This is a genomic window from Rathayibacter sp. VKM Ac-2801, assembly GCF_009834245.1.
Lineage (GTDB): Bacteria > Actinomycetota > Actinomycetes > Actinomycetales > Microbacteriaceae > Rathayibacter.
In genome coordinates this window covers 196,817-218,519 of the sequence record NZ_CP047183.1, presented here as the reverse complement: position 1 = coordinate 218,519, position 21,703 = coordinate 196,817, and the positions used below count along the sequence as shown (strand labels likewise).

Here is a 21,703-nt window from a genome sequence, read left to right as displayed (position 1 = left end):
TCCGGGCTCCGGCCCGGCTGCACGGGAGGGCGGCGGGCACCCGCACCCGGGCGGGATCGGTCCCAGCCCGCGGCAGGACCACGCCCGGAAACGACGAGGAGCGCGCGGCCCGGATCACTCCGGTACCGCGCGCTCCTCGGGGGGATGTCGGGACTACGCCCTGATGCCGACCGCCTCGGGGGAGACGTCCGCACCGGGAGCCGACGGCTCGAGCGCCTCGGCGACGCGCTGCGAGAGCGACGAGTCGACGTTCGCCCAGTACTGGAGCACGCGCTGGCGCAGCTCCGGACGGGTGACCTTCGACACGTGGCCGGCGATGTTCGCGACCAGGCGGGCGCGCGCATCGTCGTCGAGGACCTCGCGGTAGAGCGTCCCCGCCTGACCGAAGTCGTCGTCCTCCGGGTGGAGGGTCGCCGCGGCGCGCGTCAGCTCGCCGTCGGTCTCCCAGCCGGCCGACTCCGCCGCCCGGGCGGGATCGGCGTGGGCGCCGCCCATCGTGTTCGGCGCGTAGACGGGCACCTCGGACTTCTGGAAGTCGAACCGCATGGGGCCGTCCTTCGAGTACGAGTGCACCGGCGACTTCGGCGCGTTCACCGGAAGCTGCGCGTGGTTGGTCCCCACGCGGTAGCGGTGCGCGTCGGCGTAGCTGAAGATGCGCGCGAGGAGCATCTTGTCGGGGCTGGCGGCGATGCCGGGCACGAAGTTCGAGGGGGCGAACGCCGCCTGCTCGATCTGCGCGAAGTAGTTCTCGGGGTTCCGGTCGAGCGTCATGGTGCCGACCTCGATCAGCGGGTAGTCCGCGTGAGGCCAGACCTTGGTGAGGTCGAACGGGTTGAACCGGTAGCTCTTCGCGTCCTCGTAGGGCATGACCTGCACGGACAGCGTCCACGAGGGGAAGTCGCCGCGGTCGATCGCGGAGTACAGGTCGCGGATGTGGAAGTCCGCGTCCTCTCCGGCGATCTGGTCGGCCTGCTCCTGGCTCAGGATCTCGACGCCCTGGTCGGTCGTGAAGTGGTACTTGACCCAGAAGCGCTCGCCGGCCGCGTTGATCCACTGGTAGGTGTGCGAGCCGAAGCCGTCCATGTGCCGCCACGAGGAGGGGAGGCCGCGGTCGCCCATGAGCCAGGTGACCTGGTGGGCCGACTCGGGCGAGAGGGTCCAGAAGTCCCACTGCATGTCGTGGTCGCGCAGGTGGCTGCCGGGCAGGCGCTTCTGCGAGCGGATGAAGTCGGGGAACTTGATGCCGTCGCGGATGAAGAACACGGGGGTGTTGTTGCCGACGAGGTCGTAGTTGCCCTCGCTCGTGTAGAACTTCAGCGCGAAGCCGCGGGGGTCTCGCCAGGTGTCGGGCGAGCCCTGCTCGCCGGCGACCGTGGAGAAGCGCGCCAGCATCTCGGTCTCGACTCCGGGCTGGAAGAGCGCGGCGCGGGTGTAGGCGCTGACGTCGGCGGTGGTGGTGAAGCGTCCGAAGGCTCCGCCGCCCTTGGCGTGGACGACCCGCTCCGGGATGCGCTCGCGGTTGAACTGGGCCAGCTTCTCGACGAGGTAGTGGTCGTGGAGCGCGAGGGGTCCGTCGGCTCCGACGCTCAGCGAGTGGTCGTCGCTCGCTACCGGTGCTCCGGAGTTCGTGGTGGTGAATCGTTCCTCGGTCATGTTCCTCCTGTCGGCGAGGGGCACGGGGCCCGCCGCTGCGGTGTAGCGGATGTGGGTCAGTGGGCCAGGGCCAGGCAGTCGGGGCAGGTGCCCCAGAACGTGATGTCGGCGGTGTCGACGGTGAAGCCGCTCGCGGTCTGCGGATGCAGGCACGGCGCCTCCCCGACAACGCAGTCGACGTCGGCCACGGCCCCGCAGCGCCGGCACACCACGTGGTGGTGGTTGTCGCCGACCCGCAGCTCGAACCGGCGGGGGTGGCCCTCCGGCTCGATGCGGCGGACGATCCCGGCGTCGGTGAACGCCGAGAGCACTCCGTAGACGGCCTGCGCCGAGGCCTCGGGGAGGCCCTCGCGCACTCGGGCCAGGACCGCGTCGACCCCGGAGTGCGGGTGCTCCTCGAGAGCGAGGAGCACCGCGCGCCGGGTGGCGGTGACCTTGAGCCCGGAGGCTCGGAGCCGCTCGTCCACTGTCGTCATGACGAGGACACTACCCGAGTTGTCTTGAGCGGATCAAAACAACCGGTGGCGTGGCGCGCTCGTCCCGGTGAACGGCCGGGAACGCCCCGGCGGCCCCGCGGAGGCTCCGATCAGGCGACCGGACCCTCGACCAGCACGACCTGGGCGGAGCGGGCTGCGCCCGCGGTGTCGGTCCACGAGATCGTCACCGACTCCCCGGGCTCGCGCTGCGCGAGCGACGCGGACAGCTGGTCGGCCGAGGAGACGGCGACTCCGTCGACCGCGGTGACGACGTCCCCCGCTTCGAGGCCCGCCTGCGCGGCCGGCCCGCCCTCGACGACTCCGCCGATCACGGCGCCGGACGCGGTCGTCGCGAGCGCGCGGGAGGTCGGCGATGCGGTGCCGGAGGAGAGGGAGACGCCGAGGAAGGCCGGGTAGCCGATCTCGACGGTGGCCGTGTCGGCGCCCGCCTCGATGGTGGCGACGATGTCCAGGGCCTTCGAGATCGGGATCGCGAAGCCGGTGATGTCGGCCGTCCCGCTGGAGGCGGCGGTGTCCATCCCCACGACGCGGCCGGCGGAGTCGACGAGCGGGCCGCCGGAGTCGCCCGAGACGATGTCGGCGTCCGTCTGGATCAGTCCGGTCAGCGTCTCGGCGGAGATCCCCGACTCGGAGCGGGTGGTGATCTGCTGATCGAGACCCGTGACCGTGCCGGAGGCGGCGACCAGGTCGCCCGTTCCTCCCGCGTTGCCGACGGCGGTCACGGCCTCGCCCACGGCGAGCCCGTCCGTGTCGAGCGAGGCGGGGGTGAGGCCGGAGGCGTCCTCCAGCTGCAGGACGGCGACGTCGTTCGTCGCGTCGGTGCCGACGACGCGGGCGGTGTAGCTGCGGCCCGTCGACTCCACCGTGACCGAGATCGCCGTGGCGCCCTCGACGACGTGGTTGTTGGTGAGGATCATGCCATCGGAGGTGAGGATCATGCCGGTGCCGGCCGAGCGGGCGCTCTGGTAGGTGAGCTCGGAGGTGATCGTGACGACGCCGGCGGTCTGCGCAGTGCTGGCGGCCACGGCGTCGGTCGCGCCGGTGGCCGGCTCGGACGCGGAGGACCCGCCCTGGGTCGAGCCGTACTGGCCCGAGCCGCCCTGCGTCGATCCGCCCTGCGTCGATCCGCCCTGCGTCGATCCGCCCTGCGTCGATCCGCCCTGCGTCGATCCGCCCTGCGTCGATCCGCCCCAGGAGGGGACGATCACGTACCCGCCGCCGAAGGATCCGCGCGAGCCGCCGGGGTAGACGATCGTGATGGCGCCGGCCGAGGCCGAGGAGGCGGTCTCGGTGCGGCCGGCGGTGGCGACTCCGCCCGCCGTCACTCCGATCAGCACGGCGAGGCCGAGGCCGCCGGCGATCAGTGCCCGACGACGGCGGCGGCGGTCGTCCGCGCGCAGCGCGCGCACCTCGTCGGCGCCCGTCGCCTCGGTGGTGCCGGGCTGGTCGGTGAGCTCTCGCTCGTCGGATTCGTGTCGCTCGTTCATGGTGTCGTCCTCGTGCCGGGGCCGCCCCTGACGGCGACCGGTTCCCATTCGACGCCCGGCCTCCCCGCGCCGCCTGGACACGGCTTATGTGGTTCCTATGAGCGCGCGCCTCTCCGAATGGTTGTAGCTGCAACCAAAAGCGGGTAGCGTCTCCGCCGTGACAACCTCCTCCCCTGATCTACTCGCTCCCGACACCGTCATGGGCGCGGTGACCCTCCGCGTCGCCGACCTCGACGGGATGATCGCCTACTACCGCGACGCCGTGACGCTCGAGCTGCTCTCGCACGACGGACCGGTCGCGGTGCTCGGCCGCGGCGGAGTGCCGGCCGTGATCCTCCAGCACGCGCCCGAGCTGGTGCACGCCTCGCCGCGCAGCGCGGGCCTGTTCCACACGGCGATCCTCTTCGAGTCGGAGGCGGCGCTCGCCGCGGCCGTCTACAGCGTCGCGACCCGGCACCCCGGCTCCTTCACCGGCAGCTCCGACCACCTGGTCAGCAAGGCCTTCTACTTCGACGACCCCGAGCACAACGGCGTCGAGCTCTACTGGGACCGCGACCGCACGCAGTGGTCGTGGACGCACGGGCGGATCGAGATGAGCACGCTCTTCCTCGACCCGAACGCCTTCCTGCAGGAGCACCTCACCGAGGAGTCGATCGCGCAGCCGCGCCTCGGCGGCGCCTCCGTCGGCCACGTGCACCTGAGCGTGGGCGACGTCGCCACCGCGAAGGAGTTCTACGTCGACCGGCTCGGCTTCGAGACGACGATCGCGTACGGCGGGCAGGCGCTCTTCGTGTCGGCGGGCGGCTACCACCACCACATGGCGATGAACACGTGGAACTCGGCGGGCGCCGGCCGTCGGCAGCAGGCCCTCGGCCTCGGACAGGTCGAGATCGTGGTGCCCGCCGCCGACGACCTCGGCGCGCTCGGCGAGCGGCTGGCCCGCTCCGGAGTCGCCACCCGCGACGACGGCCGCACCCTGTCCTTCGAGGACCCCTGGGCGAACGCGATCCGCGTCACGACCTCCTGACCCCCTCCCTCCCATCTCGCGAAATTTCGCGAGATCGGCCGCGCCGGACGAGATGCCGCGCCTCGGCGGGCCATCTCGTCCGCACCCCGGCATCTCGCGGAGCCCGGCGGCCGACGGCGAGCCGCCGGTACGATGGTGCCGCGGAAGACCGCACTCCCCCGAGACTCCGGAGAACACGGTGCCCACGATCGTCGTTGAAGTCATGCCCAAGGCCGAGCTGCTCGACCCGCAGGGGAAGGCCGTCGCCGGCGCTCTCGCGCGGCTGGGCCACTCCGCCCTCCACGGCGTGCGGGTGGGCAAGCGCTTCGAGATCACCGTCGACGAGGTGACCGACGAGGTGCGCGCCTCGGTGCAGCGCATCGCCGACGAGATGCTGTCGAACTCGGTGATCGAGGACGTCGTCGGGATCCACTACCCGGCGGAGGCCGCCCGATGAGGATCGGCGTCATCACCTTCCCCGGCTCGCTCGACGACCGCGACGCCCAGCGCGCCGTCCGGTTCGCGGGCGCGGAGCCGGTCGCGCTCTGGCACGGCGACCACGACCTCGACGGCGTCGACGCGATCGTGCTCCCCGGCGGCTTCTCCTACGGCGACTACCTGCGCTGCGGCGCCATCGCCTCCCACTCGCCGATCATGCGCGAGGTGATCGACGCGGCGAACGCGGGGACCCCGGTCCTCGGCATCTGCAACGGCTTCCAGATGCTGACCGAGGCGCACCTGCTTCCCGGCGGCCTGATCGCGAACGACATCGGCTCCTTCGTCTGCCGCGACCAGCGCCTGATGGTCGCGAGCACCGAGACCGCCTGGACGAACGGCTTCGAGCCCGGCCAGGAGATCACGATCCCGCTGAAGAACGGCGAGGGCGGCTACATCGCCTCGGCCGACACGCTGGCCGAGCTCGAGGGCGAAGGGCGCGTCGTCATCCGCTACCTCGGCCACAACCCGAACGGCTCGATGAACGACATCGCCGGCATCAGCAACGCCCGCGGCAACGTGGTGGGGCTCATGCCGCACCCGGAGCACGCCGTCGAGGAGGGCTTCGGGCCCGACACGGCCGCCGCGATGCGCTCCGGCGTGGACGGGCTGACCTTCTTCACCTCCGCGCTGCGCTCGCTGCTGGCCGCCGCCTGACGCCTCCTGCCCGCGAGATGCGGGTGGACGGACGAGATCCCCGGCCGAGGCTGGGGATCTCGTCCGTTCCGGGGCATCTCGCGAAATTTCGCGGGATGCGGGGCGGTCAGGGGCCGGTCAGGACCTCGGGCTCCGGAGTCATCGAGATGGTGGGGATGGACGCCGTGATGACGGTGCCGTCGGAGCGGCGCGTGCCCTCGATGTCGGAGGTGGTCGGCGCGCCGTGCAGGCGGCGGCCCTGGTGGGTGAGGGCGACGCGAACCGGGTTGCCCGCCTCCACGTGCACGCGCTCGTCGCGGACGGTGATCGCGGCGGAGTCGCCGGTCTCGACCGTCAGGAGGACCTCGGTCTGCGTCACCTCGACGCGGACGCGCGTGCCGTGCAGGGCGATGCGGAACGCGAGGCGCTCCCAGTCGTCGGGAAGGCGCGGGTCGAGCGTGATCCGCCCGCCGTGGTCGCGCATCCCGCCGAAGCCGTAGACGAGGGCGCTCCACACGCCGCCCGTCGAGGCGACGTGGATGCCGTCCGCGGTGTTGCGGTGCAGGTCGGCGAGGTCGACGAACAGTGCAGAAAGGAAGTAGTGGCGGGCCAGATCGCTGTAGCCGACCTCGGCGGCGATGATCGACTGCACGACGGCCGACAGGGTCGAGTCGCCGGTGGTCAGAGCGTCGTAGTACTCGAAGTCGGCGCGCTTCTGCTCGGCGGTGAACTCGTTGCCCTGCAGCAGCAGTGCGAGCACGACGTCGGCCTGCTTGAGGACCTGGAAGCGGTAGATCACCAGCGGGTGGAAGTGCAGCAGCAGCGGGCGCTTGCTCGCCGGGGTGTTCTCGAGGTCCCACAGCTCCTTCTCGAGGAAGGCCGCGTCCTGCGGGTGGATGCCCGCCCGCGCGTCGAAGGGGATGTGCATCTTCTCGGCGGCGCGCGCCCACTCGAGCACCTCGCCCTCGTCGAGAGCGAGGCGGTCGGCCATCCGCTCGTACGCGGCGGGCTCGACGGCCTTCAGCAGCTCCACGGCGCGAGCGGCGGAGCGGAGGTTCGCCCGGGCCATGACGTTCGTGTACAGGTTGTCGTTGACGACGGTCGTGTACTCGTCCGGCCCCGTCACTCCGTGGATGTGGAAGTGGTCGTCGCCGTTGCTGCGCCAGAAGCCCAGATCGGCCCACATCCGCGCGGTCTCGACGAGGATGTCGATCGCTCCGCGGGCGAGGAAGTCGTCGTCGCCGGTGGCGCCCACGTACTGCATCAGCGCGTAGGAGATGTCGGCGTCGATGTGGTACTGCGCGGTGCCGGCGGCGTAGTACGCCGACGACTCCTGCCCGTTGATCGTGCGCCAGGGGAAGAGCGCGCCGCGCTGGTTGAGCTCGGCGGCGCGCGATCGGGCGGCCTCGAGCATGTTCTGCCGGAAGCGCAGGGCGTTCCGGGCGACGAGAGGCGCCGTGTAGCTGAGGAACGGGAGGACGTAGACCTCGGTGTCCCAGAAGTAGTGGCCGCCGTAGCCGGAGCCCGAGACGCCCTTGGCCGCGACTCCGCCGCCGTCGGTGCGCGCGGTCGACTGGGCGAGCTGGAAGAGGTTCCAGCGGGTGGCCTGCTGGATCGCGGGCTGGCCGTCCAGCTGCACGTCGGAGCGGGTCCAGAAGTCGTCGAGCCACTCGCGCTGCTTGACGAACTGCTCCTCGACCGGCGTCTCGCGGGCGCGGTCGAGCGTGCGGTCGCAGCGGTCGGCGAGCTCGCGCACGGGCACGCCGCGGGACGTGTGGTAGGTCAGCGTCTTGATCAGGCGCACCGGCCGGCCGGCCTTGGCCTGCACGCGGTAGACGTGCTTGGCCAGGTCGTCGTCGATCTGAGAGGTCTGGTCCCACTCGTTCTCGGTCTCGAGCTGGTGCTCGGCGCCGCAGGCGATGGTCATCTGCGAGTTGGTCGTGCGGTACCCGAGGAGGTAGCGGGTGCCGCTGACGCGCTTGAGGCGGGGCTGGAGCACGCGGTCCTCGAACGACTCCGCCTTGCGCGGGTCGAAGCCGGCGCCCTCGCTGCCGGAGGGGGCGTGGTACTCGTCCACGCCGTCCTGGCGGTTGAGGATCTGGCTCGAGATCAGCACGGACGCATCGGCGTCGAGCATCTCGACCTCGTAGTCGAGGATCGCGAGGTGCCGGTCGGTGAACGAGACCAGGCGGCGCGAGCGGATCAGGACGCGCTTGCCGGAGGGGGTGCGCCACTCCAGCTCTCGGGTGAGCACGCCGTTCGCGAAGTCGAGGCGGCGCGAGTAGGCGAGGACGTCGGCCTCGCTCAGCACGAAGGGCTCGTCGTCGACGTAGAGGCGGATGATCTTGGCGTCCGGCACGTTGACGATGGTCTGGCCGACGCGGGCGAAGCCGAACGCCTCCTCCGCGTGGCGGATGGGCCAGGTCTCGTGGAACCCGTTGATGAAGGTGCCGTAGGCGTAGCCGTCGCGCCCCTCCTCCACGTTGCCGCGGAGGCCGAGGTAGCCGTTGCCGGTGGCGAAGAGCGTCTCGGTGCGGCCCTGCAGCTCGGAGGCGAACTCGGTCTCGACGAGGGCCCACTCGTCGATCGGGAAGCGGTTCCGGTCGAGCGGGTCGGAGGTGATGGGGTTCATACGGCGTCCTCGGGAGCGGGAGCGGTGGGGAGGAAGGGGAGCAGCTCGGCCAGGTCGTCCACGACCAGGTCGGCGCCGTGCTCGAGCAGGGTGTCGGCCCCGACTCCGCGGTCGACCCCGACGACGAGGCCGAAGCCGCCCGCCCGGCCGGCCGCGACTCCGGAGTGCGCGTCCTCGAGGACGGCGCATTCTGCGGCCGGGAGGCCGAGGAGCTCGGCCGCGTAGAGGTAGGTGTCGGGGGCGGGCTTGCCGGCGATCGAGCGCTCGGCGGCGAGGAGTCCGTCCACGACGACCTCGAAGCGGTCGCGGAGGCCGGCCGCCTCGAGCACCGGCACGCCGTTGCGGGAGGAGGTGACGACGGCGACCTGCACGCCCGCGGCGATCGCGGCGTCGACGAAGCGGAGCGAGCCCGGGTAGGGCGCGACGCCCGTCTCGGCGAGGGTGCGGTTGAAGGCGTCGTTCTTGCGGTTGCCGAGCCCGCAGACGGTCTCGACCGACGGGTCGTCCTCGGGCGTGCCCTCCGGGAGGGTGATGCCGCGCGAGGCGAGGAGCGCCCGGACGCCGTCGTAGCGCGGGCGGCCGTCGATGGAGCGGAAGTAGTCGGCGTCCGTGTAGCCCTCGGCGACGCCGCGCGAGGAGAGGTACTCCGTGAACAGCCGCGACCAGGCCTGCATGTGGACGTCGGCGGTCGGCGTGAGCACGCCGTCGAGGTCGAAGAGGAGCGCGCGGAGGCCGCGGAGGGCGGAGGCGTGGGGGCTCGACGGGAGTGCGGTCACGGCGGGAGGACCTCTGATCGGGGGCAGGCGTTCGGCGGTTCCAGCGGTGACGGACGCCCGCCGCGGACTGGAGGTATCGTATACGCCCCCCGGCCGCCGCCTGGAACCGTTTACACGTCCGACATCTGCGCGCCGCCCGCCCCATCGATCCGCGCCGGAGCGAGACGGTGCCGACCCAGCGGGAGCATGAGCGGCGCGCCCGAGGTCGGGTCGGTGATGATGCGGCTGTCGAGGCCGAACACGGCGAGCACCGTCTCCTCGGTGAGCACCGCGGCCGGGGTGCCGGAGGCGTGCACCGCGCCGTGCGCGATCGCCACGAGGTGGTCGGCGTAGCGGGCGGCCAAGTTCAGGTCGTGCAGGACCATCACCACCGTCGTGCCGCGCGTGCGGTTGAGGTCGACGAGCAGGTCGAGGACCTCGATCTGGTGGCTGACGTCGAGGAAGGTGGTCGGCTCGTCCAGCAGCAGCACGTCCGTCTCCTGCGCGAGGGCCATCGCGATCCAGACGCGCTGGCGCTGCCCGCCGCTGAGCTCGTCGACGGGGCGGTCGGCCAGAGCGGCGGTGCCGGTCGCGTCGAGCGCGGTCGCGACGGCCTCGTCGTCGTGCGAGCTCCAGCGGCTCAGCATCCCCTGGTGCGGATGGCGGCCGCGGCCGACGAGATCCGCGACGGTGATGCCCTCCGGGGCGATCGGCGACTGCGGGAGGAGGCCGAGCGTGCGGGCGAGCTGCTTCGCCGGCGTCCGGTGCACGGCCCTGCCGTCGAGCAGCACGGCGCCGGAGCGGGGCGCGAGCAGGCGCGACATCGAGCGGAGCAGTGTCGACTTGCCGCAGGCGTTCGCTCCGACGATCGCGGTGATGCGGCCGGGCGGGACGACGAGGTCGAGACCGTCGACGACCGTCCTGTCGCCGTAGCCGAGGGTGACCCCCTCGGCCGTCAGGGTGTGCGCGGTGGTCACAGTGAGCCTCCCGCTCGGTTGCTGCGGACGATGAGGTAGACGAGGTACGGCGCCCCGAGGACGCCCGTGACCACTCCGACCGGGTAGCGCAGGCCCAGCCCGAACTGCCCGACGAAGTCGGCGACGAGCACGAGCAGCGCGCCGACGAGGGCCGAGGGGATGAGGAGCGAGGCGCCGGGGCCGACCAGGCGGGCGGCGATGGGGCCGGAGAGGAAGGCCACGAAGGCGATTGGGCCGGCGGCGGCGGTCGCGAAGGCGATCAGCCCGACCGCCGCGACGATCACGACGAGGCGGGTGGCGTGCACGCGGATGCCGAGCGCGTAGGCGGTGTCGTCGCCGAGCTGCGTGGCGGAGAGGTCGCGCGAGCGGGAGAGCAGGACGGGAGTGAGGACGACGACCGCGACGAGGACCGGCACGACCTCGCTCCAGCTCGCGCCGTTGAGGCTCCCGGTGAGCCAGCGGGACGCCTCCTGCAGGTCCCACGCGGCGGCCTGCGAGAGCACGTAGGCGGTGAGGCTGTCGAGCATCGCGGCGACGCCGATGCCGATCAGGATCAGCCGGGTGCCGGCGACTCCGCTGCGGTAGGACAGGGCGTAGACGAGCAGGGCGACCACGAGTCCCGCGACGATCGCGAGGGCCGAGACCTGTGCGGCTCCGAGCGAGAGCGTCACGATCGCGAAGGCCGCGGCGGCGCTCGCCCCGGCGCTGATGCCGATGATGTCGGGGCTGGCGAGCGGATTGCGGAGCATGGTCTGGAAGCTCACGCCGCCGAGCCCGAAGCACAGGCCCACCAGCAGGGCGAGCACGGCGCGCGGGAGGCGGAGGCGCCCGACGGTGAAGCTCGCGCCGGGGACCTGCTCGCCGAGGATCACGCGGAGCACCTCGTCGGGCGAGTAGACGGTCTGCCCGACCAGCAGCGAGACGGCGAAGACGGCGACGATCAGGGCGGCGAGGACGGCGACGACGACCCGGCGGCGGGCCCCGCGGCGGCGGCGGCCAGCGGCGACGGCGAGGGCTGTGGCGGAGGGCGCCTCGAGCAGCGCGGTCACAGCTCGCGCACCTTCTGGCGGCGGACGATCGCGATGAACACCGGAGCGCCGACCAGCGCGGTGACGATGCCCACGTCGATCTCGCTCGGGCGCGCGACGACGCGGCCGACGATGTCCGCGGCGATCAGGAGCACGGCGCCGGTCACCGCCGAGAACGGCAGCAGCCAGCGGTGGTCGACGCCGACGATCAGGCGGCAGGCGTGCGGGACGACCAGGCCCACGAAGCCGATGGGCCCGGTGACCGCGGTCGTCGCTCCGCAGAGCACGACCGCGCCCAGGGCGGCCCCGCCGCGCGCGAGGGCGACCCGCTCCCCCAGGCCCGCAGCCAGCTCGTCGCCGAGCGCGAGGGTGTTGAGGCTCTTGGCCGAGAGCACGCAGAGCACGAGGCCGGCCAGGAGGAAGGGGAGCACCTGCGCGATGCTCGCGGACGTCGCGCCGCCCACTCCGCCGACCTGCCAGGAGCGGATGCCGCCCGCGAGGTCGGCGCGCGGCAGGATGATCGCGCTGATCACCGAGACCAGTGCGGCCGAGGTGGCGGCCCCCGCCAGCGCGAGCTTGAGCGGAGTCGCACCGCCGCGCCCCAGCGAGCCGACCGTGTAGACGAAGACCGCGGCGACCGCGGCCCCGCCGATCGCGACCCAGACGTAGGCGGCGGAGCTGCTCAGCCCGAAGAAGACGATGCCCGTCACGACCGCGAGCGAGGCTCCGGTGTTCACCCCGAGGATGCCGGGGTCGGCCAGCGGATTGCGGGTCACCCCCTGCATCAGCACGCCGGCGACGCCGAGGGCCGCGCCCGCGATCGCGGCGAGCACGGTGCGCGGGATGCGCTTGGCGACAGCGGCCTGCGCGAATCCGTCCGTGGACCCGCCGAACGCGGCGACCACGTCGCTCCACGCCACCTCCCGCGACCCCACCAGCACCGAGACCACGGCGGCGGCGAGCAGCACGGCCACGGCCGCGAGCAGCCAGAGGGCGCGCAGCCGCCTCGGGCGGCGCACGGCGGCGGCGCCCGAGACGGCGGGAGGAGCGGCGAGGGTCACGCGGGTCGGGTTCCGGCTCAGGCGGCCGGAGTGCTCTGCGCGGCCTTGGCGGCGGCCTCGTCGAGCAGGTCCAGGTAGTCGTCGAGGACCCACGAGATCGAGAGCGGCGTCGGGTTGGCGGCGGTGCCGAGCGGAGTGGAGGGAAGGCGCACGATCGCGTCGTCGGCCACGGCGGGGATCTGCGAGAGCAGCGGGTCGGCCTTGAGCGTGTCGACGAGCTCGTCGTCGCCGTAGGTGACGATCACGTCGACGTCGCTGAACGCGTCGGCCTGCTCGGCGCTCTGCGTGAGCGAGAACTTGTCCGTCTCGGCGGACGCGGTGGCGATGCTGCCCGGAGTGGCCATGCCGAGGTCCTCGAAGAACGCGGGGCGGGTGTCGTGCGACGTGTAGAAGCTGACCTGGCTCAGGTCGGTCGGGTCGACGTGGGTGAGGAACATCGCCGAGGTGCCGGCCAGCTGCGGGTGCGCGGCGACCTTCTCCTCGATCTCGCCCTCGAGCTCGGTGATCAGGGCGGCGCCCTCGTCGGCCCTGCCCATCGCCTCGCTGTTCAGCGTGATCATGTCGCGCCAGGAGGTGCCCCACGCGGTCTCGGGGTAGGCGACGACGGGGGCGATCTCGCTCAGGGTGTCGTAGTCCTCCTGCGTGAGGCCGGAGTAGGCGGCGAGGATGACGTCCGGGTCGGTGTCCGAGACGGCCTCGAAGTCGATGCCGTCGGTCTCGTCGAAGAGGACGGGGGTCTCGGCGTCGAGCTCGTCGAGCTTCTCGCTCACCCAGGGGAGGAGTCCGTCGCCGTCGTCGTCGCCGAAGTTGGCGGCGGCCATGCCCACGGGGACCACGCCCAGCGCGAGCGGCACCTCGTGGTTGGCCCAGTTCACGGTCGCCACGCGCTCCGGCGCCGACTCGATGGTGGTGGTGCCGAGGGCGTGCTCGATCGTGATCGGCGTGAAGCCGCTGTCCGAGGCGGCGTCGTCTCCGGCGGCCGAGCCGCTGCAGCCGGCGAGGCCGATCGTCAGCGCGGTGGCGGCGAGCAGGGCGAGGGGCGTGGTGGCGCGGGGCATGGGTCCCTTTCAAGAGGCTGTGCGGGAGGCGGCGCAGGGTCCGAGTGGACCAGCACTTAGGACAGCCTAACCAAAGAATGTGCGTGCTCTCAGCCCTGGAGAGCGGACCGCCGTCCCGAACCGAGGTCAGGAACGCGCCGAACGGCGCTCGAGGACCCCGGGCGGATTCCGACCTCGGTTGCGGACGTCAGGCGGTCGCGAGCTTCTCGACAGTGCGCAGGTTCCGGGTCGTGGTGCTCGAGCGGTAGGCGGGCCGAGCGAGGATCCTCGCGACCGGCGTGTCCGTCGAGGAGCCGCGCGGACAGCGCCAGTAGAGGACGCCGGTGCCGCGAGCGACCAGCTCGACCGCCGGATCCGGCTCGCCGATCGCAGCCTGCGCGGCGTCGAGCGCCTCCTCGTCCGAGCCGAAGACGACGTACGGATGCGCCTCCTCGTCGATCCGCGGGAACGGGTAGGCGGCGAGCACCGCGGCGAGCGCCTCCTGCGTCACGAGCACGATCCAGGCGTCGTAGCCGAACCGCTCGGCGAGCGCCGCCTCGAGCGCGGGCTTCAGCTCGGCGGCCGGGCGGTCGGAGTCGAAGGCCGCGTTGCCGCTGGCGAGGACCGTCCGCACCCGCTCCACGCCGATCCCGGCGACCGTCTCGGCGAGCTCGGCGCTGCGGACCGTGCGGCCGTTGACGTTCACTCCGCGGAGGAGGGCGAGGAACCGGGTCATGCGGCCGACGGTAGCGTGACGGCATGGCGCGCGGAAGCGGACGACGACCCCGGCGGACCCTCGAGGAGGAGATCCTGCGGGCGAGCGAGCGCGGACCCGGGGCGAGGACGCGGGCGGAGGCCGTCCCTCCCTCCGGACGCCGGCTCGTGGAGCCGCCCGTCTCGGGCACCCTGCTCCACGTCGACGTGGACGCGCTGGTGGCGCTCGCCGCGCGGGAGGACCTGCTCCTCGCGCTGGAGCGGCGGATCGGCGAGCACGCCGTGGCCGCGACTCCGGTGCTCTCGTGGTGGTCGGCGACCCCGTCGGTCCCGGGCGAGGAGGAGGAGCGCCGGCTCGACGCACTCTCGCTGCGCGCCGTGGAGCTCGGGCCGGGGCCGGCGGAGGACGTGGACTCGCGGCTGCGGGAGCTGGCCCGCACGGGTGCGCTCGACGAGCTGGGAGCCGCGCTGGCGCTGCTCGCGCGGATCCCGGATCCGCCGGCGGCGTTCCAGGACCCGGACGGGTTCCTGCGCGTGACGGTCCCGGAGTCGCCGTTCGAGCGGCGGCTCGAGGTCCTCGCGGAGACGCAGGGCCGGGCGGACGATCTGCTGGTGCTGCTGCGCGACTGCGCGTTCACCGCGACCCTGCCGCGGCGGCGCTCGGCGATCGCGGTGATGAGCGGGCGGATCCGGGCGGCCGCGGACCCGGGGCGCCTCGACTCCCGGCGGCTGGACGAGCTCGCGGAGGCGGTGGACGCGGCGCTCGAGAAGCGGTGGACCGTGCTCTGACGCCCCCGGTCTCCGGAGCGCTGGACGGCGGTCCCGGCGCCCCGGTCGCGGAGGCCGCTCGCGCACCGGTTCAGCCCCCGCGCACCCCGGGTGAATAGGCTGGACGGATGCCTCTCACCGGTCTCGACCTCCGCCGCTTCCCCGCCGCCCTGAACGACGAGGGCGGCCCCGACGCCGCCACCGCCGCCTGGGCCACCGCGATCAACGCGGGCTTCCACGAGAAGGAGTTCACGCCGGAGAAGCTGCGGGACTGGGCCGAGCACATGGTCGCCGACCAGCGCGTGCTCACCGCGGTCGTCGACTCCTCCGCCCCCGAGGGCCTCGACGGCGCAGGCGTGCCGGTGGGCACCTACGCGGCGTTCCCCGGCGCCCTGCAGGTCGGCGGCGGACGCGAGCTGCCGGCGCACCTGGTGTCGCAGGTGACCGTGCGGCCCACGCACCGGCGCCGCGGCATCCTGCGCGCGATGATCACCGAGGACCTGCGCCTGGCGAAGGAGGCCGGCACCCCGGTCGCCGCGCTCACGGCGAGCGAGGCCTCCATCTACCGCCGGTTCGGGTTCGGCCGCTCGGCCTTCACCCGCTCGATCCGCGTCGACACCGGGCCGCGCTTCGGCCTGCAGACCGAGCCCGCCGGCCGCGTCGAGGTCGTCGCGACGAGCTGGCTGCAGCCGCGCATCCCCGCGGTGTTCGCCGCGTTCCAGGCGTCGACCCCCGGCTCGCTGACCCGGCAGTCGCGCTACGAGGCGAACTCCGTCGGCACCGCGTCCGGCGAGACCACTCCCGGCCTGGATGTCCGCTCGGCCGTCCACCTCGACGAGGACGGGACGCTCGACGGCTTCGTGACGTACCGCGCGGTCGGACCCGAGGACGACAAGACCCTCGAGATCGTCGACCTCGTCGCCCCCACCGCCGACGCCTACCTCGCGCTCTGGGGCTACCTCGGCGCGGTCGACCTCGCCTCCGCGGTGACCTGGGACATGGCGCCGGTGGACGACCCGCTGACCTGGGCGCTCCTCGACGCGCGCGTGGTGCAGGTGAGCCACGTGGGCGACCTGATCTGGCTGCGGATCCTCGACGTCGCCGCCGCGTTCTCGGCCCGGCCGTGGACCGCGGACGGCTCGGTCGTGGTCGAGGTGGCCGACGGGCTCGGGCTCGCCGACGGCCGCTACCGCATCACCGCCGCGGGCGGCTCCGCCACCGTGGAGCGCACCGAGGACGAGGCCGAGCTCGCGCTGGACGTGGCCGACCTGGGCTCGCTGCTGCTGGGCTCGGTGCGGCCGTCGATCCTGGCGAAGGCCGGGCTGGCGCGCCTCACGGGCGAGGCGGGGCGGATGGACCGGCTGTTCGCGCCGATCGCGACGCCGTACTGCATCTCGTTCTTCTAGGGCTCCGCGGCGCTCCCCCCTCCGCTGCGAACAGTTCCTCCGGAGCTCTGCGGCTGTGCGATCTGCAGGGGGCTGTGCGATCTGCAGGCGCTGAACGTGCCGTCTGCAGGCGAGCGTGCGATCTGCAGGGGCCGAGCGTGCCGTCTGCAGGGGATCAGCGCGTGATCGGGCATTCTTCCGCATGAACGACGGCTGGAGCCCGAGTTCCCCTGCAGACGGCACACTCCCCTGCGAATCGCGCACCCCGCCCGTAGCGCACCCCTGCGAATCACACGGGCCCCTGCGAACCGCACGCCGCCCAACCGCGAGCACACCCCCTGCGCACCGCACGCGCCCGCCGCACCGCGGATCCGCGGATCCGCGGACTGCCAGCCGCCTCCGGGCGTCCGCGCATCCCGCGTCGGTCATGCTGGAGGACCCGTCCCCGACACCGGCAGGAGTTCCGCGTGGGTGCATCCGTGATCGTCGACGTCCTCGTCGTGCTGAGCCTCATCGGCGCGCTCGTCGACGGCCTGCGGCGCGGCCTGCTCCGGACCCTCGGCGGTCTCGCCGGGATCGTTGCGGGCGCGATCGGCGCCTCATTCGCCGTGCCCGCCGTCTCGTCGTGGGCGGCCGGCAGCGAGTGGCGCCTGCTCGCCGTGATCGGCACCGCCGTGCTGCTGCTGGGCGTCGGCTACGCGATCGGAGCGACGCTCGGCGCGGTCATCGGCCGGGGAGCCGACCGCGTGAAGCTCGGCCTGCTCGACCGGCTCGCGGGCGGCGTCGCGGGCGTCGCGATCTCCGGCCTGGTCTGGATCGCCGTCACCTCGGCCGTCTCCCTCCTCGGCGTCCCCCTGGTCACGACCTCGGTCGCCGGCTCGACGGTCATCCGCACGATCGACGACCTCACCCCCTCCCCCGTCCGCGCCTTCCTCGCGCAGCTGCAGTCGACCGTGGTCGACGAGGGCACCTCGTGGGTCGTCGAGGCGCTCGACGCTCCGACCGAGGCGCCCGCGATCCCGGACGTCTCGACCGACGACCCCGAGGTCGCCGCCGCCACCCGCTCGGTCGTGCGCGTCTCCGGCACGGCCTGGGCCTGCGACGTCGGAGTGACGGGCAGCGGCTTCGTCGTCTCGGACGACCGCGTGATCACCAACGCTCACGTGGTCGGCGGGGTCTCGCAGCCGGTCGTCGAGGCGCCGGGCGAGGCGCCGCGGACCGGCCGCGTCGTCTACCTCGACCCCGCCGCCGACCTCGCCGTGATCGCCGTCGACGGGCTCGACGCCTCCCCGCTCCCCCTCGACGACGCCGTCGCCGCCGGGGACGACGCCGTGGTCGCGGGCTACCCCTTCGGCGGCCCGCTGACGCTCGGCTCGGCCGAGGTCTCCTCCGACGCCACGGTCTCGCTGATGGTCGACGGAGCACCGACCTCGCGCGAGGTGCTGACCCTCGCCGCCGTCGTCAACCAGGGCAACTCGGGCGGCCCGTTGCTCTCGCTCGAGGGCACCGTGTCGGGCGTCGTCTTCGGCAAGGCCGCCTCCGTCGACAACGTCGGCTACGCCATCCCGCTCTCGGTGCTCGCTCCCGTGGTCGAGCAGGCCGCCTCGCTGACCGACGCCGTCGATCCCGGAGCCTGCCGCTCGCGCTGACGCGGCCGCCGCGAGATGCCGCGGTACGGACGACATCGCCCGGCACGGCGGGGCATCTCGTCCAGGCGGCGCCATCTCGCGAAATTTCGCGAGATGGCGAGGGTGGGGCGGGGTCAGGGGGCGGGGAGGGGGGTGGTGACGAGCACGAGGGTGAGGTCGTCGAGCCGCACGGTCTCGGGTCGCGCCGAGTCGAGGTAGGCGGACACGCGCGGATCGAGGGGGTAGCGCGCCGAGCGCTCGATCGCGATGGCGACGATCCCGGCGGACGACGGGTCGGTGGTCACCCGGTCGCCGATGTAGGGCACGTAGACGCCGGAGGACATGCCCTGCGCGAGGACCAGGCCGCCGTCGAGGCCGCGCTCGCGCAGCACGTCGGCCACCCGCGCGATCCCGGTCGGCCGCTCCTGGGCGATCCCCGCCGAGGTGGCGATCGCGATCACGAGGGAGGCGGCCAGCAGCACCGCGCCGGCGCCGCGGGCGAGGGGCGCGGGCAGCACGATCGCGCCGCGCAGCGCCTCCGCGATGCCGATGCCCGCCAGCGCGCAGAGGAGCCAGGCCCAGGCCGCGTAGTAGTGCGGCAGCGCGACCGAGCTGATCGCCAGGTGGAACACGAGGAGGAGCAGCGTCGCGGCGCCCAGGTAGAGCACCAGCGCGCGACGCCGCGGAGCGAGCAGGGCCAGCAGGGTCCCGAGGAGCAGCACGGCGAGCGCCGCCGGCCCGATGCCGACGAGCATGAACCACAGGTTCGCCCACGACGGAGGGAAGACGTACGCGGTCCCGGCGACCTCGATCAGGTGGCCGTCGACGTTGTGCTCGGACTGGAACTCGAGCAGGTACCGGATCGCCTCGACCGGGTGCACCGGCAGATAGGCGAGCACCCCGGTGACGACGAACGCGACGGAGAGGGCGAGGCCGCCCCGCAGAGCCCTGGCCCTGCTCCCCGACCACAGCAGCGGCAGCAGGAGCACGGGCGCGAGGACCGCGGTGGTCAGCTTCGAGGTGACCGACAGCGCCAGCAGCGCACCGGCCAGCACGATCAGCCCTCCGCTCCGCCTGCCCGGGGAGGCGCGCGACCAGGTCCACGCCGCCGCCATCGCCGCGACGGCGAAGAGCACCATGAACGGCTCCAGGAGCGCGAGGCGGTCGATCCGAGTGCCGGCTCCCACGGCGGTGCGCGGGAGGAGGAGGAACAGGCCGGCCGGGACGAGGGCGAGCGTCGGTCCCAGCTCGCGCCGGAACCAGAGCCAGAGCACCACCCCGGTGAGGAACGCGGCCGCGCCGGCGGCGATCCTCCCCGCGAGCAGCCCCTCGCCGAGCAGCAGCTGCGCAAGACCGATCAGGTACTTCGCCGTCGGCGGGTGCTCGAGGTTCGCGCTCATGTCGCCGTGCAGGTAGTCCCAGCCGGCGGCGAGGTAGACCGGCTCGTCGGAGGAGATGTTCGCCGCGCCGAGGTTCCCGAAGCACTGGTAGAGCCCCCAGAGGAGGGTCCCGATCAGAGCCGCCCGCTTCACCCGCCCGATCCTAGGCGCTGCCCTCCGGCGGCAGCGCCCGGCGCCCGGAGCCTCGGGACCGGCGGCGGGTAGGATCGACGCGCATCCCGTCCCCCTCCCCTGGAGCCTCCAGCACATGGCAGACAGCCGCACCGCCGTTCCCGACACCACTGCGAACGCGGAGGCGACGCCCGAGCGGGAGCAGCCCTACGCGGCCCTCGGACTCAAGCCCGACGAGTACGCGAGCATCCGCGAGATCCTCGGCCGCCGCCCCACGAGCGGCGAGCTCGCGATGTACTCGGTGATGTGGAGCGAGCACTGCTCCTACAAGTCGTCGAAGATGTACCTCCGCCAGTTCGGGCAGAAGGTCTCGCCCGCCATGAAGAAGAACCTCATGGTCGGCATGGGCGAGAACGCCGGAGTGGTCGACGTCGGCGAGGGCTGGGCCGTCACCTTCAAGATCGAGAGCCACAACCACCCGAGCTACATCGAGCCCTTCCAGGGTGCGGCGACGGGAGTGGGCGGCATCGTCCGCGACATCATCTCGATGGGCGCCCGGCCGGTCGCGGTCATGGACGCGCTGCGCTTCGGGGCGATCGACGATCCCGACACGGCGCGCGTCGTGCACGGCGTGGTCGCGGGCATCTCCTTCTACGGCAACTGCCTCGGCCTGCCGAACATCGGCGGCGAGACCTACTTCGACTCCGTCTACCAGGGCAACCCGCTCGTGAACGCGCTGGCCGTCGGCGTCCTCCGCCACGAGGACCTGCACCTCGCGAACGCCCGCGGCGTCGGCAACAAGGTCGTGCTCTTCGGGGCGCGCACCGGAGGCGACGGCATCGGCGGCGCGTCGATCCTCGCCTCCGACACCTTCGCCGACGGCGGACCGACCAAGCGCCCCGCGGTGCAGGTCGGCGACCCGTTCGCCGAGAAGGTGCTCATCGAGTGCTGCCTCGAGCTGTTCCGCAAGGACCTCGTCGAGGGCATCCAGGACCTGGGCGCCGCGGGCATCTCGTGCGCCACCTCGGAGCTGGCCTCCAACGGCGACGGCGGCATGTTCATCGAGCTCGACTCTGTGCTGCTGCGCGACCCCTCGCTCACGGCGGAGGAGATCCTCATGTCGGAGTCGCAGGAGCGGATGATGGCCGTCGTCACGCCCGAGAAGCTCGACGCGTTCCTCGAGGTCGTCGGCAAGTGGGACGTCGAGACCAGCGTGCTCGGCGAGGTCACCGACTCCGGCCGCCTGATCATCAACTGGCACGGCGAGGAGATCGTCAACGTCGACCCGCGCACCGTCGCGGTCGACGGGCCGGTCTACGAGCGGCCGATCGAGTACCCGGCGTGGCTCGACGCGCTGCAGGCCGACTCCTCCTCCCGTCTCCCCCGCTCGACCGGCGGCGACGCGCTGCGCGCCGAGACCCTGGCACTGCTGGGCTCGGCGAACCTCGCCGACAAGAGCTGGATCACCTCGCAGTACGACCGCTACGTGCTCGGCAACACCGCGCTCAGCTACCCCGACGACGGCGGCATGGTCCGCGTCGACGAGGAGTCGGGGCTCGGCTTCGCGGTCGCGACCGATGCGAACGGGCGCTGGTGCCAGCTCGACCCGGCGCAGGGCGCGCGCCTGGCGCTGGCCGAGGCGTTCCGCAACGTCGCCGTCACCGGAGCGACCCCGGTCGCCGTCTCGGACTGCCTCAACTTCGGCAGCCCCGAGAACCCCGAGGTGATGTGGCAGTTCCGCGAGGCCGTGGGCGCACTCGCTGACGCCTGCCTCGAGCTCGAGATCCCCGTCACCGGCGGCAACGTCTCGTTCTACAACCAGACCGGCGACGTTCCGATCTTCCCCACCCCCGTCGTGGGCGTGCTCGGCGTGATCGACGACGTCGCGCGCCGCATCCCCTCCGGCTGGCAGGACGAGGGCGACAACCTCTACCTCCTCGGCACCACCCGCGACGAGCTCGACGGCTCCGCGTGGGCCGGCACGATCCACGACCACCTCGGCGGGCTGCCCCCGCAGCTCGACCTGGCCGCCGAGCGCGCGCTGGCCGAGCTGATCTCGGCGGGCGCGAAGGAGTCGCTCATCGCCTCCGCGCACGACCTCGCCGACGGCGGGCTCGTGGTGGCGCTGGCCGAGTCGGCTCTGCGCTTCGGCGTCGGGGCGCGCATCTGGCTCGACGAGCTGATGGAGCGCGACGGCGTCGACGCGACGGCCGCGCTGTTCTCGGAGTCGACCGGCCGCGTGCTCGTGTCGGTGCCGCGCGAGGACGACGTGAAGTTCCGCGGGCTCTGCGAGGGACGCGGCTACCCGGTGCTGCGCATCGGCGTGACCGACGCGGCGACGCCCGCGGTCGAGGTCCAGGGGCTGTTCACCCTGCCGCTCGACGAGCTGCGCACCGTGAACGGCGCCGTGCTGCCCCGCCACTTCGCCTGACG

18 protein-coding genes are annotated in these 21,703 nt (G+C 72.9%); 7 read left to right on the top strand and 11 right to left on the bottom strand.

The window, feature by feature from the left end; genetic code table 11:
- Nucleotides 1-153 precede the first annotated feature (153 nt).
- The 3 genes from GSU45_RS01000 to GSU45_RS17095 form a co-directional block, all read right to left on the bottom strand.
- Complete coding sequence (locus GSU45_RS01000; RefSeq protein WP_159911948.1) at nucleotides 154-1,653, bottom strand: catalase; 1,500 nt, start codon at nucleotides 1,651-1,653, stop codon at nucleotides 154-156.
- A 56-nt stretch (nucleotides 1,654-1,709) separates the two neighbouring features.
- Entirely contained in the window at nucleotides 1,710-2,129 is a 420-nt protein-coding gene (locus GSU45_RS00995; protein ID WP_159911946.1) for a Fur family transcriptional regulator, read from the bottom strand.
- A gap of 110 nt (nucleotides 2,130-2,239) precedes the next feature.
- On the bottom strand, nucleotides 2,240-3,637 hold the full coding sequence (locus GSU45_RS17095) for a trypsin-like peptidase domain-containing protein (protein WP_208543470.1): 1,398 nt from the start codon (nucleotides 3,635-3,637) through the stop codon (nucleotides 2,240-2,242).
- A 199-nt stretch (nucleotides 3,638-3,836) separates the two neighbouring features.
- Here GSU45_RS17095 and GSU45_RS00985 point away from each other — a divergent pair, with 199 nt between their 5' ends.
- The 3 genes from GSU45_RS00985 (at nucleotide 3,837) to purQ (ending at nucleotide 5,795) form a co-directional block, all read left to right on the top strand.
- On the top strand, nucleotides 3,837-4,664 hold the full coding sequence (locus tag GSU45_RS00985; protein ID WP_159911944.1) for a VOC family protein: 828 nt from the start codon (nucleotides 3,837-3,839) through the stop codon (nucleotides 4,662-4,664).
- A 178-nt stretch (nucleotides 4,665-4,842) separates the two neighbouring features.
- Nucleotides 4,843-5,100 carry a phosphoribosylformylglycinamidine synthase subunit PurS gene (purS, locus tag GSU45_RS00980; RefSeq protein ID WP_104222736.1) on the top strand — a complete coding sequence of 86 codons (258 nt, stop codon included), beginning with the start codon at nucleotides 4,843-4,845 and terminating at the stop codon, nucleotides 5,098-5,100.
- The gene (purQ, locus tag GSU45_RS00975; protein ID WP_159911942.1) at nucleotides 5,097-5,795 is read left to right on the top strand and encodes a phosphoribosylformylglycinamidine synthase subunit PurQ; all 699 of its coding nucleotides are present in this window, start codon (nucleotides 5,097-5,099) and stop codon (nucleotides 5,793-5,795) included. Before purS ends, purQ begins: the two co-directional genes overlap by 4 nt.
- A 106-nt stretch (nucleotides 5,796-5,901) precedes the next feature.
- On the opposite strand, the gene GSU45_RS00970 is transcribed toward purQ, so the two are convergent.
- The 7 genes from GSU45_RS00970 to GSU45_RS00940 form a co-directional block, all read right to left on the bottom strand.
- Nucleotides 5,902-8,406, bottom strand: coding sequence for a glycosyl hydrolase family 65 protein (locus GSU45_RS00970; protein ID WP_159911940.1), 2,505 nt, complete (start codon nucleotides 8,404-8,406; stop codon nucleotides 5,902-5,904).
- A complete protein-coding gene (locus GSU45_RS00965; RefSeq protein WP_159911938.1) occupies nucleotides 8,403-9,182 on the bottom strand; it encodes a beta-phosphoglucomutase family hydrolase in 780 nt (259 codons plus the stop codon). Before GSU45_RS00965 ends, GSU45_RS00970 begins: the two co-directional genes overlap by 4 nt.
- A gap of 110 nt (nucleotides 9,183-9,292) precedes the next feature.
- Nucleotides 9,293-10,138 carry an ABC transporter ATP-binding protein gene (locus tag GSU45_RS00960; protein WP_159911936.1) on the bottom strand — a complete coding sequence of 282 codons (846 nt, stop codon included), beginning with the start codon at nucleotides 10,136-10,138 and terminating at the stop codon, nucleotides 9,293-9,295.
- Complete coding sequence (locus GSU45_RS00955) at nucleotides 10,135-11,187, bottom strand: iron ABC transporter permease (RefSeq protein WP_208543469.1); 1,053 nt, start codon at nucleotides 11,185-11,187, stop codon at nucleotides 10,135-10,137. The genes GSU45_RS00960 and GSU45_RS00955 overlap by 4 nt, the downstream gene beginning before the upstream one ends.
- Nucleotides 11,184-12,227: an iron ABC transporter permease gene (locus GSU45_RS00950; RefSeq protein WP_159911934.1), complete on the bottom strand. Its 1,044-nt coding sequence runs from the start codon at nucleotides 12,225-12,227 to the stop codon at nucleotides 11,184-11,186. Before GSU45_RS00950 ends, GSU45_RS00955 begins: the two co-directional genes overlap by 4 nt.
- A 17-nt stretch (nucleotides 12,228-12,244) precedes the next feature.
- Nucleotides 12,245-13,285: an iron-siderophore ABC transporter substrate-binding protein gene (locus GSU45_RS00945; protein WP_159911932.1), complete on the bottom strand. Its 1,041-nt coding sequence runs from the start codon at nucleotides 13,283-13,285 to the stop codon at nucleotides 12,245-12,247.
- A 187-nt stretch (nucleotides 13,286-13,472) separates the two neighbouring features.
- Nucleotides 13,473-14,000, bottom strand: a complete 528-nt coding sequence (locus GSU45_RS00940) for a DUF1697 domain-containing protein (protein WP_159911930.1) — start codon at nucleotides 13,998-14,000, stop codon at nucleotides 13,473-13,475.
- Nucleotides 14,001-14,023: 23 nt separating this feature from the next.
- Here GSU45_RS00940 and GSU45_RS00935 point away from each other — a divergent pair, with 23 nt between their 5' ends.
- The 3 genes from GSU45_RS00935 to GSU45_RS00925 all read left to right on the top strand — a co-directional run bounded on the left by GSU45_RS00935 (nucleotide 14,024) and on the right by GSU45_RS00925 (nucleotide 17,780).
- Complete coding sequence (locus GSU45_RS00935) at nucleotides 14,024-14,767, top strand: DUF2254 family protein (RefSeq protein WP_159911928.1); 744 nt, start codon at nucleotides 14,024-14,026, stop codon at nucleotides 14,765-14,767.
- Between the two features lie 107 nt (nucleotides 14,768-14,874).
- A complete protein-coding gene (locus GSU45_RS00930) occupies nucleotides 14,875-16,152 on the top strand; it encodes a GNAT family N-acetyltransferase (RefSeq protein WP_159911926.1) in 1,278 nt (425 codons plus the stop codon).
- A gap of 446 nt (nucleotides 16,153-16,598) precedes the next feature.
- Nucleotides 16,599-17,780 carry a MarP family serine protease gene (locus GSU45_RS00925; RefSeq protein ID WP_244248163.1) on the top strand — a complete coding sequence of 394 codons (1,182 nt, stop codon included), beginning with the start codon at nucleotides 16,599-16,601 and terminating at the stop codon, nucleotides 17,778-17,780.
- Between the two features lie 113 nt (nucleotides 17,781-17,893).
- On the opposite strand, the gene GSU45_RS00920 is transcribed toward GSU45_RS00925, so the two are convergent.
- Nucleotides 17,894-19,291, bottom strand: a complete 1,398-nt coding sequence (locus GSU45_RS00920) for a glycosyltransferase family 39 protein (protein WP_159911924.1) — start codon at nucleotides 19,289-19,291, stop codon at nucleotides 17,894-17,896.
- A gap of 115 nt (nucleotides 19,292-19,406) precedes the next feature.
- Here GSU45_RS00920 and purL point away from each other — a divergent pair, with 115 nt between their 5' ends.
- Complete coding sequence (gene purL, locus GSU45_RS00915) at nucleotides 19,407-21,701, top strand: phosphoribosylformylglycinamidine synthase subunit PurL (RefSeq protein ID WP_159911922.1); 2,295 nt, start codon at nucleotides 19,407-19,409, stop codon at nucleotides 21,699-21,701.
- The last annotated feature ends 2 nt before the right edge of the window (nucleotides 21,702-21,703 follow it).

Coding starts and splice junctions, on each gene's coding strand:
- GSU45_RS01000 (WP_159911948.1), bottom strand. CDS start 1,653: ATGACCGAGGAACGATTCACCACCACGAACTCCGGAGCACCGGTAGCG.
- GSU45_RS00995 (WP_159911946.1), bottom strand. CDS start 2,129: ATGACGACAGTGGACGAGCGGCTCCGAGCCTCCGGGCTCAAGGTCACC.
- GSU45_RS17095 (WP_208543470.1), bottom strand. CDS start 3,637: ATGAACGAGCGACACGAATCCGACGAGCGAGAGCTCACCGACCAGCCC.
- GSU45_RS00985 (WP_159911944.1), top strand. CDS start 3,837: ATGGGCGCGGTGACCCTCCGCGTCGCCGACCTCGACGGGATGATCGCC.
- purQ (WP_159911942.1), top strand. CDS start 5,097: ATGAGGATCGGCGTCATCACCTTCCCCGGCTCGCTCGACGACCGCGAC.
- GSU45_RS00970 (WP_159911940.1), bottom strand. CDS start 8,406: ATGAACCCCATCACCTCCGACCCGCTCGACCGGAACCGCTTCCCGATC.
- GSU45_RS00945 (WP_159911932.1), bottom strand. CDS start 13,285: ATGCCCCGCGCCACCACGCCCCTCGCCCTGCTCGCCGCCACCGCGCTG.
- GSU45_RS00940 (WP_159911930.1), bottom strand. CDS start 14,000: ATGACCCGGTTCCTCGCCCTCCTCCGCGGAGTGAACGTCAACGGCCGC.
- GSU45_RS00935 (WP_159911928.1), top strand. CDS start 14,024: ATGGCGCGCGGAAGCGGACGACGACCCCGGCGGACCCTCGAGGAGGAG.
- GSU45_RS00930 (WP_159911926.1), top strand. CDS start 14,875: ATGCCTCTCACCGGTCTCGACCTCCGCCGCTTCCCCGCCGCCCTGAAC.
- purL (WP_159911922.1), top strand. CDS start 19,407: ATGGCAGACAGCCGCACCGCCGTTCCCGACACCACTGCGAACGCGGAG.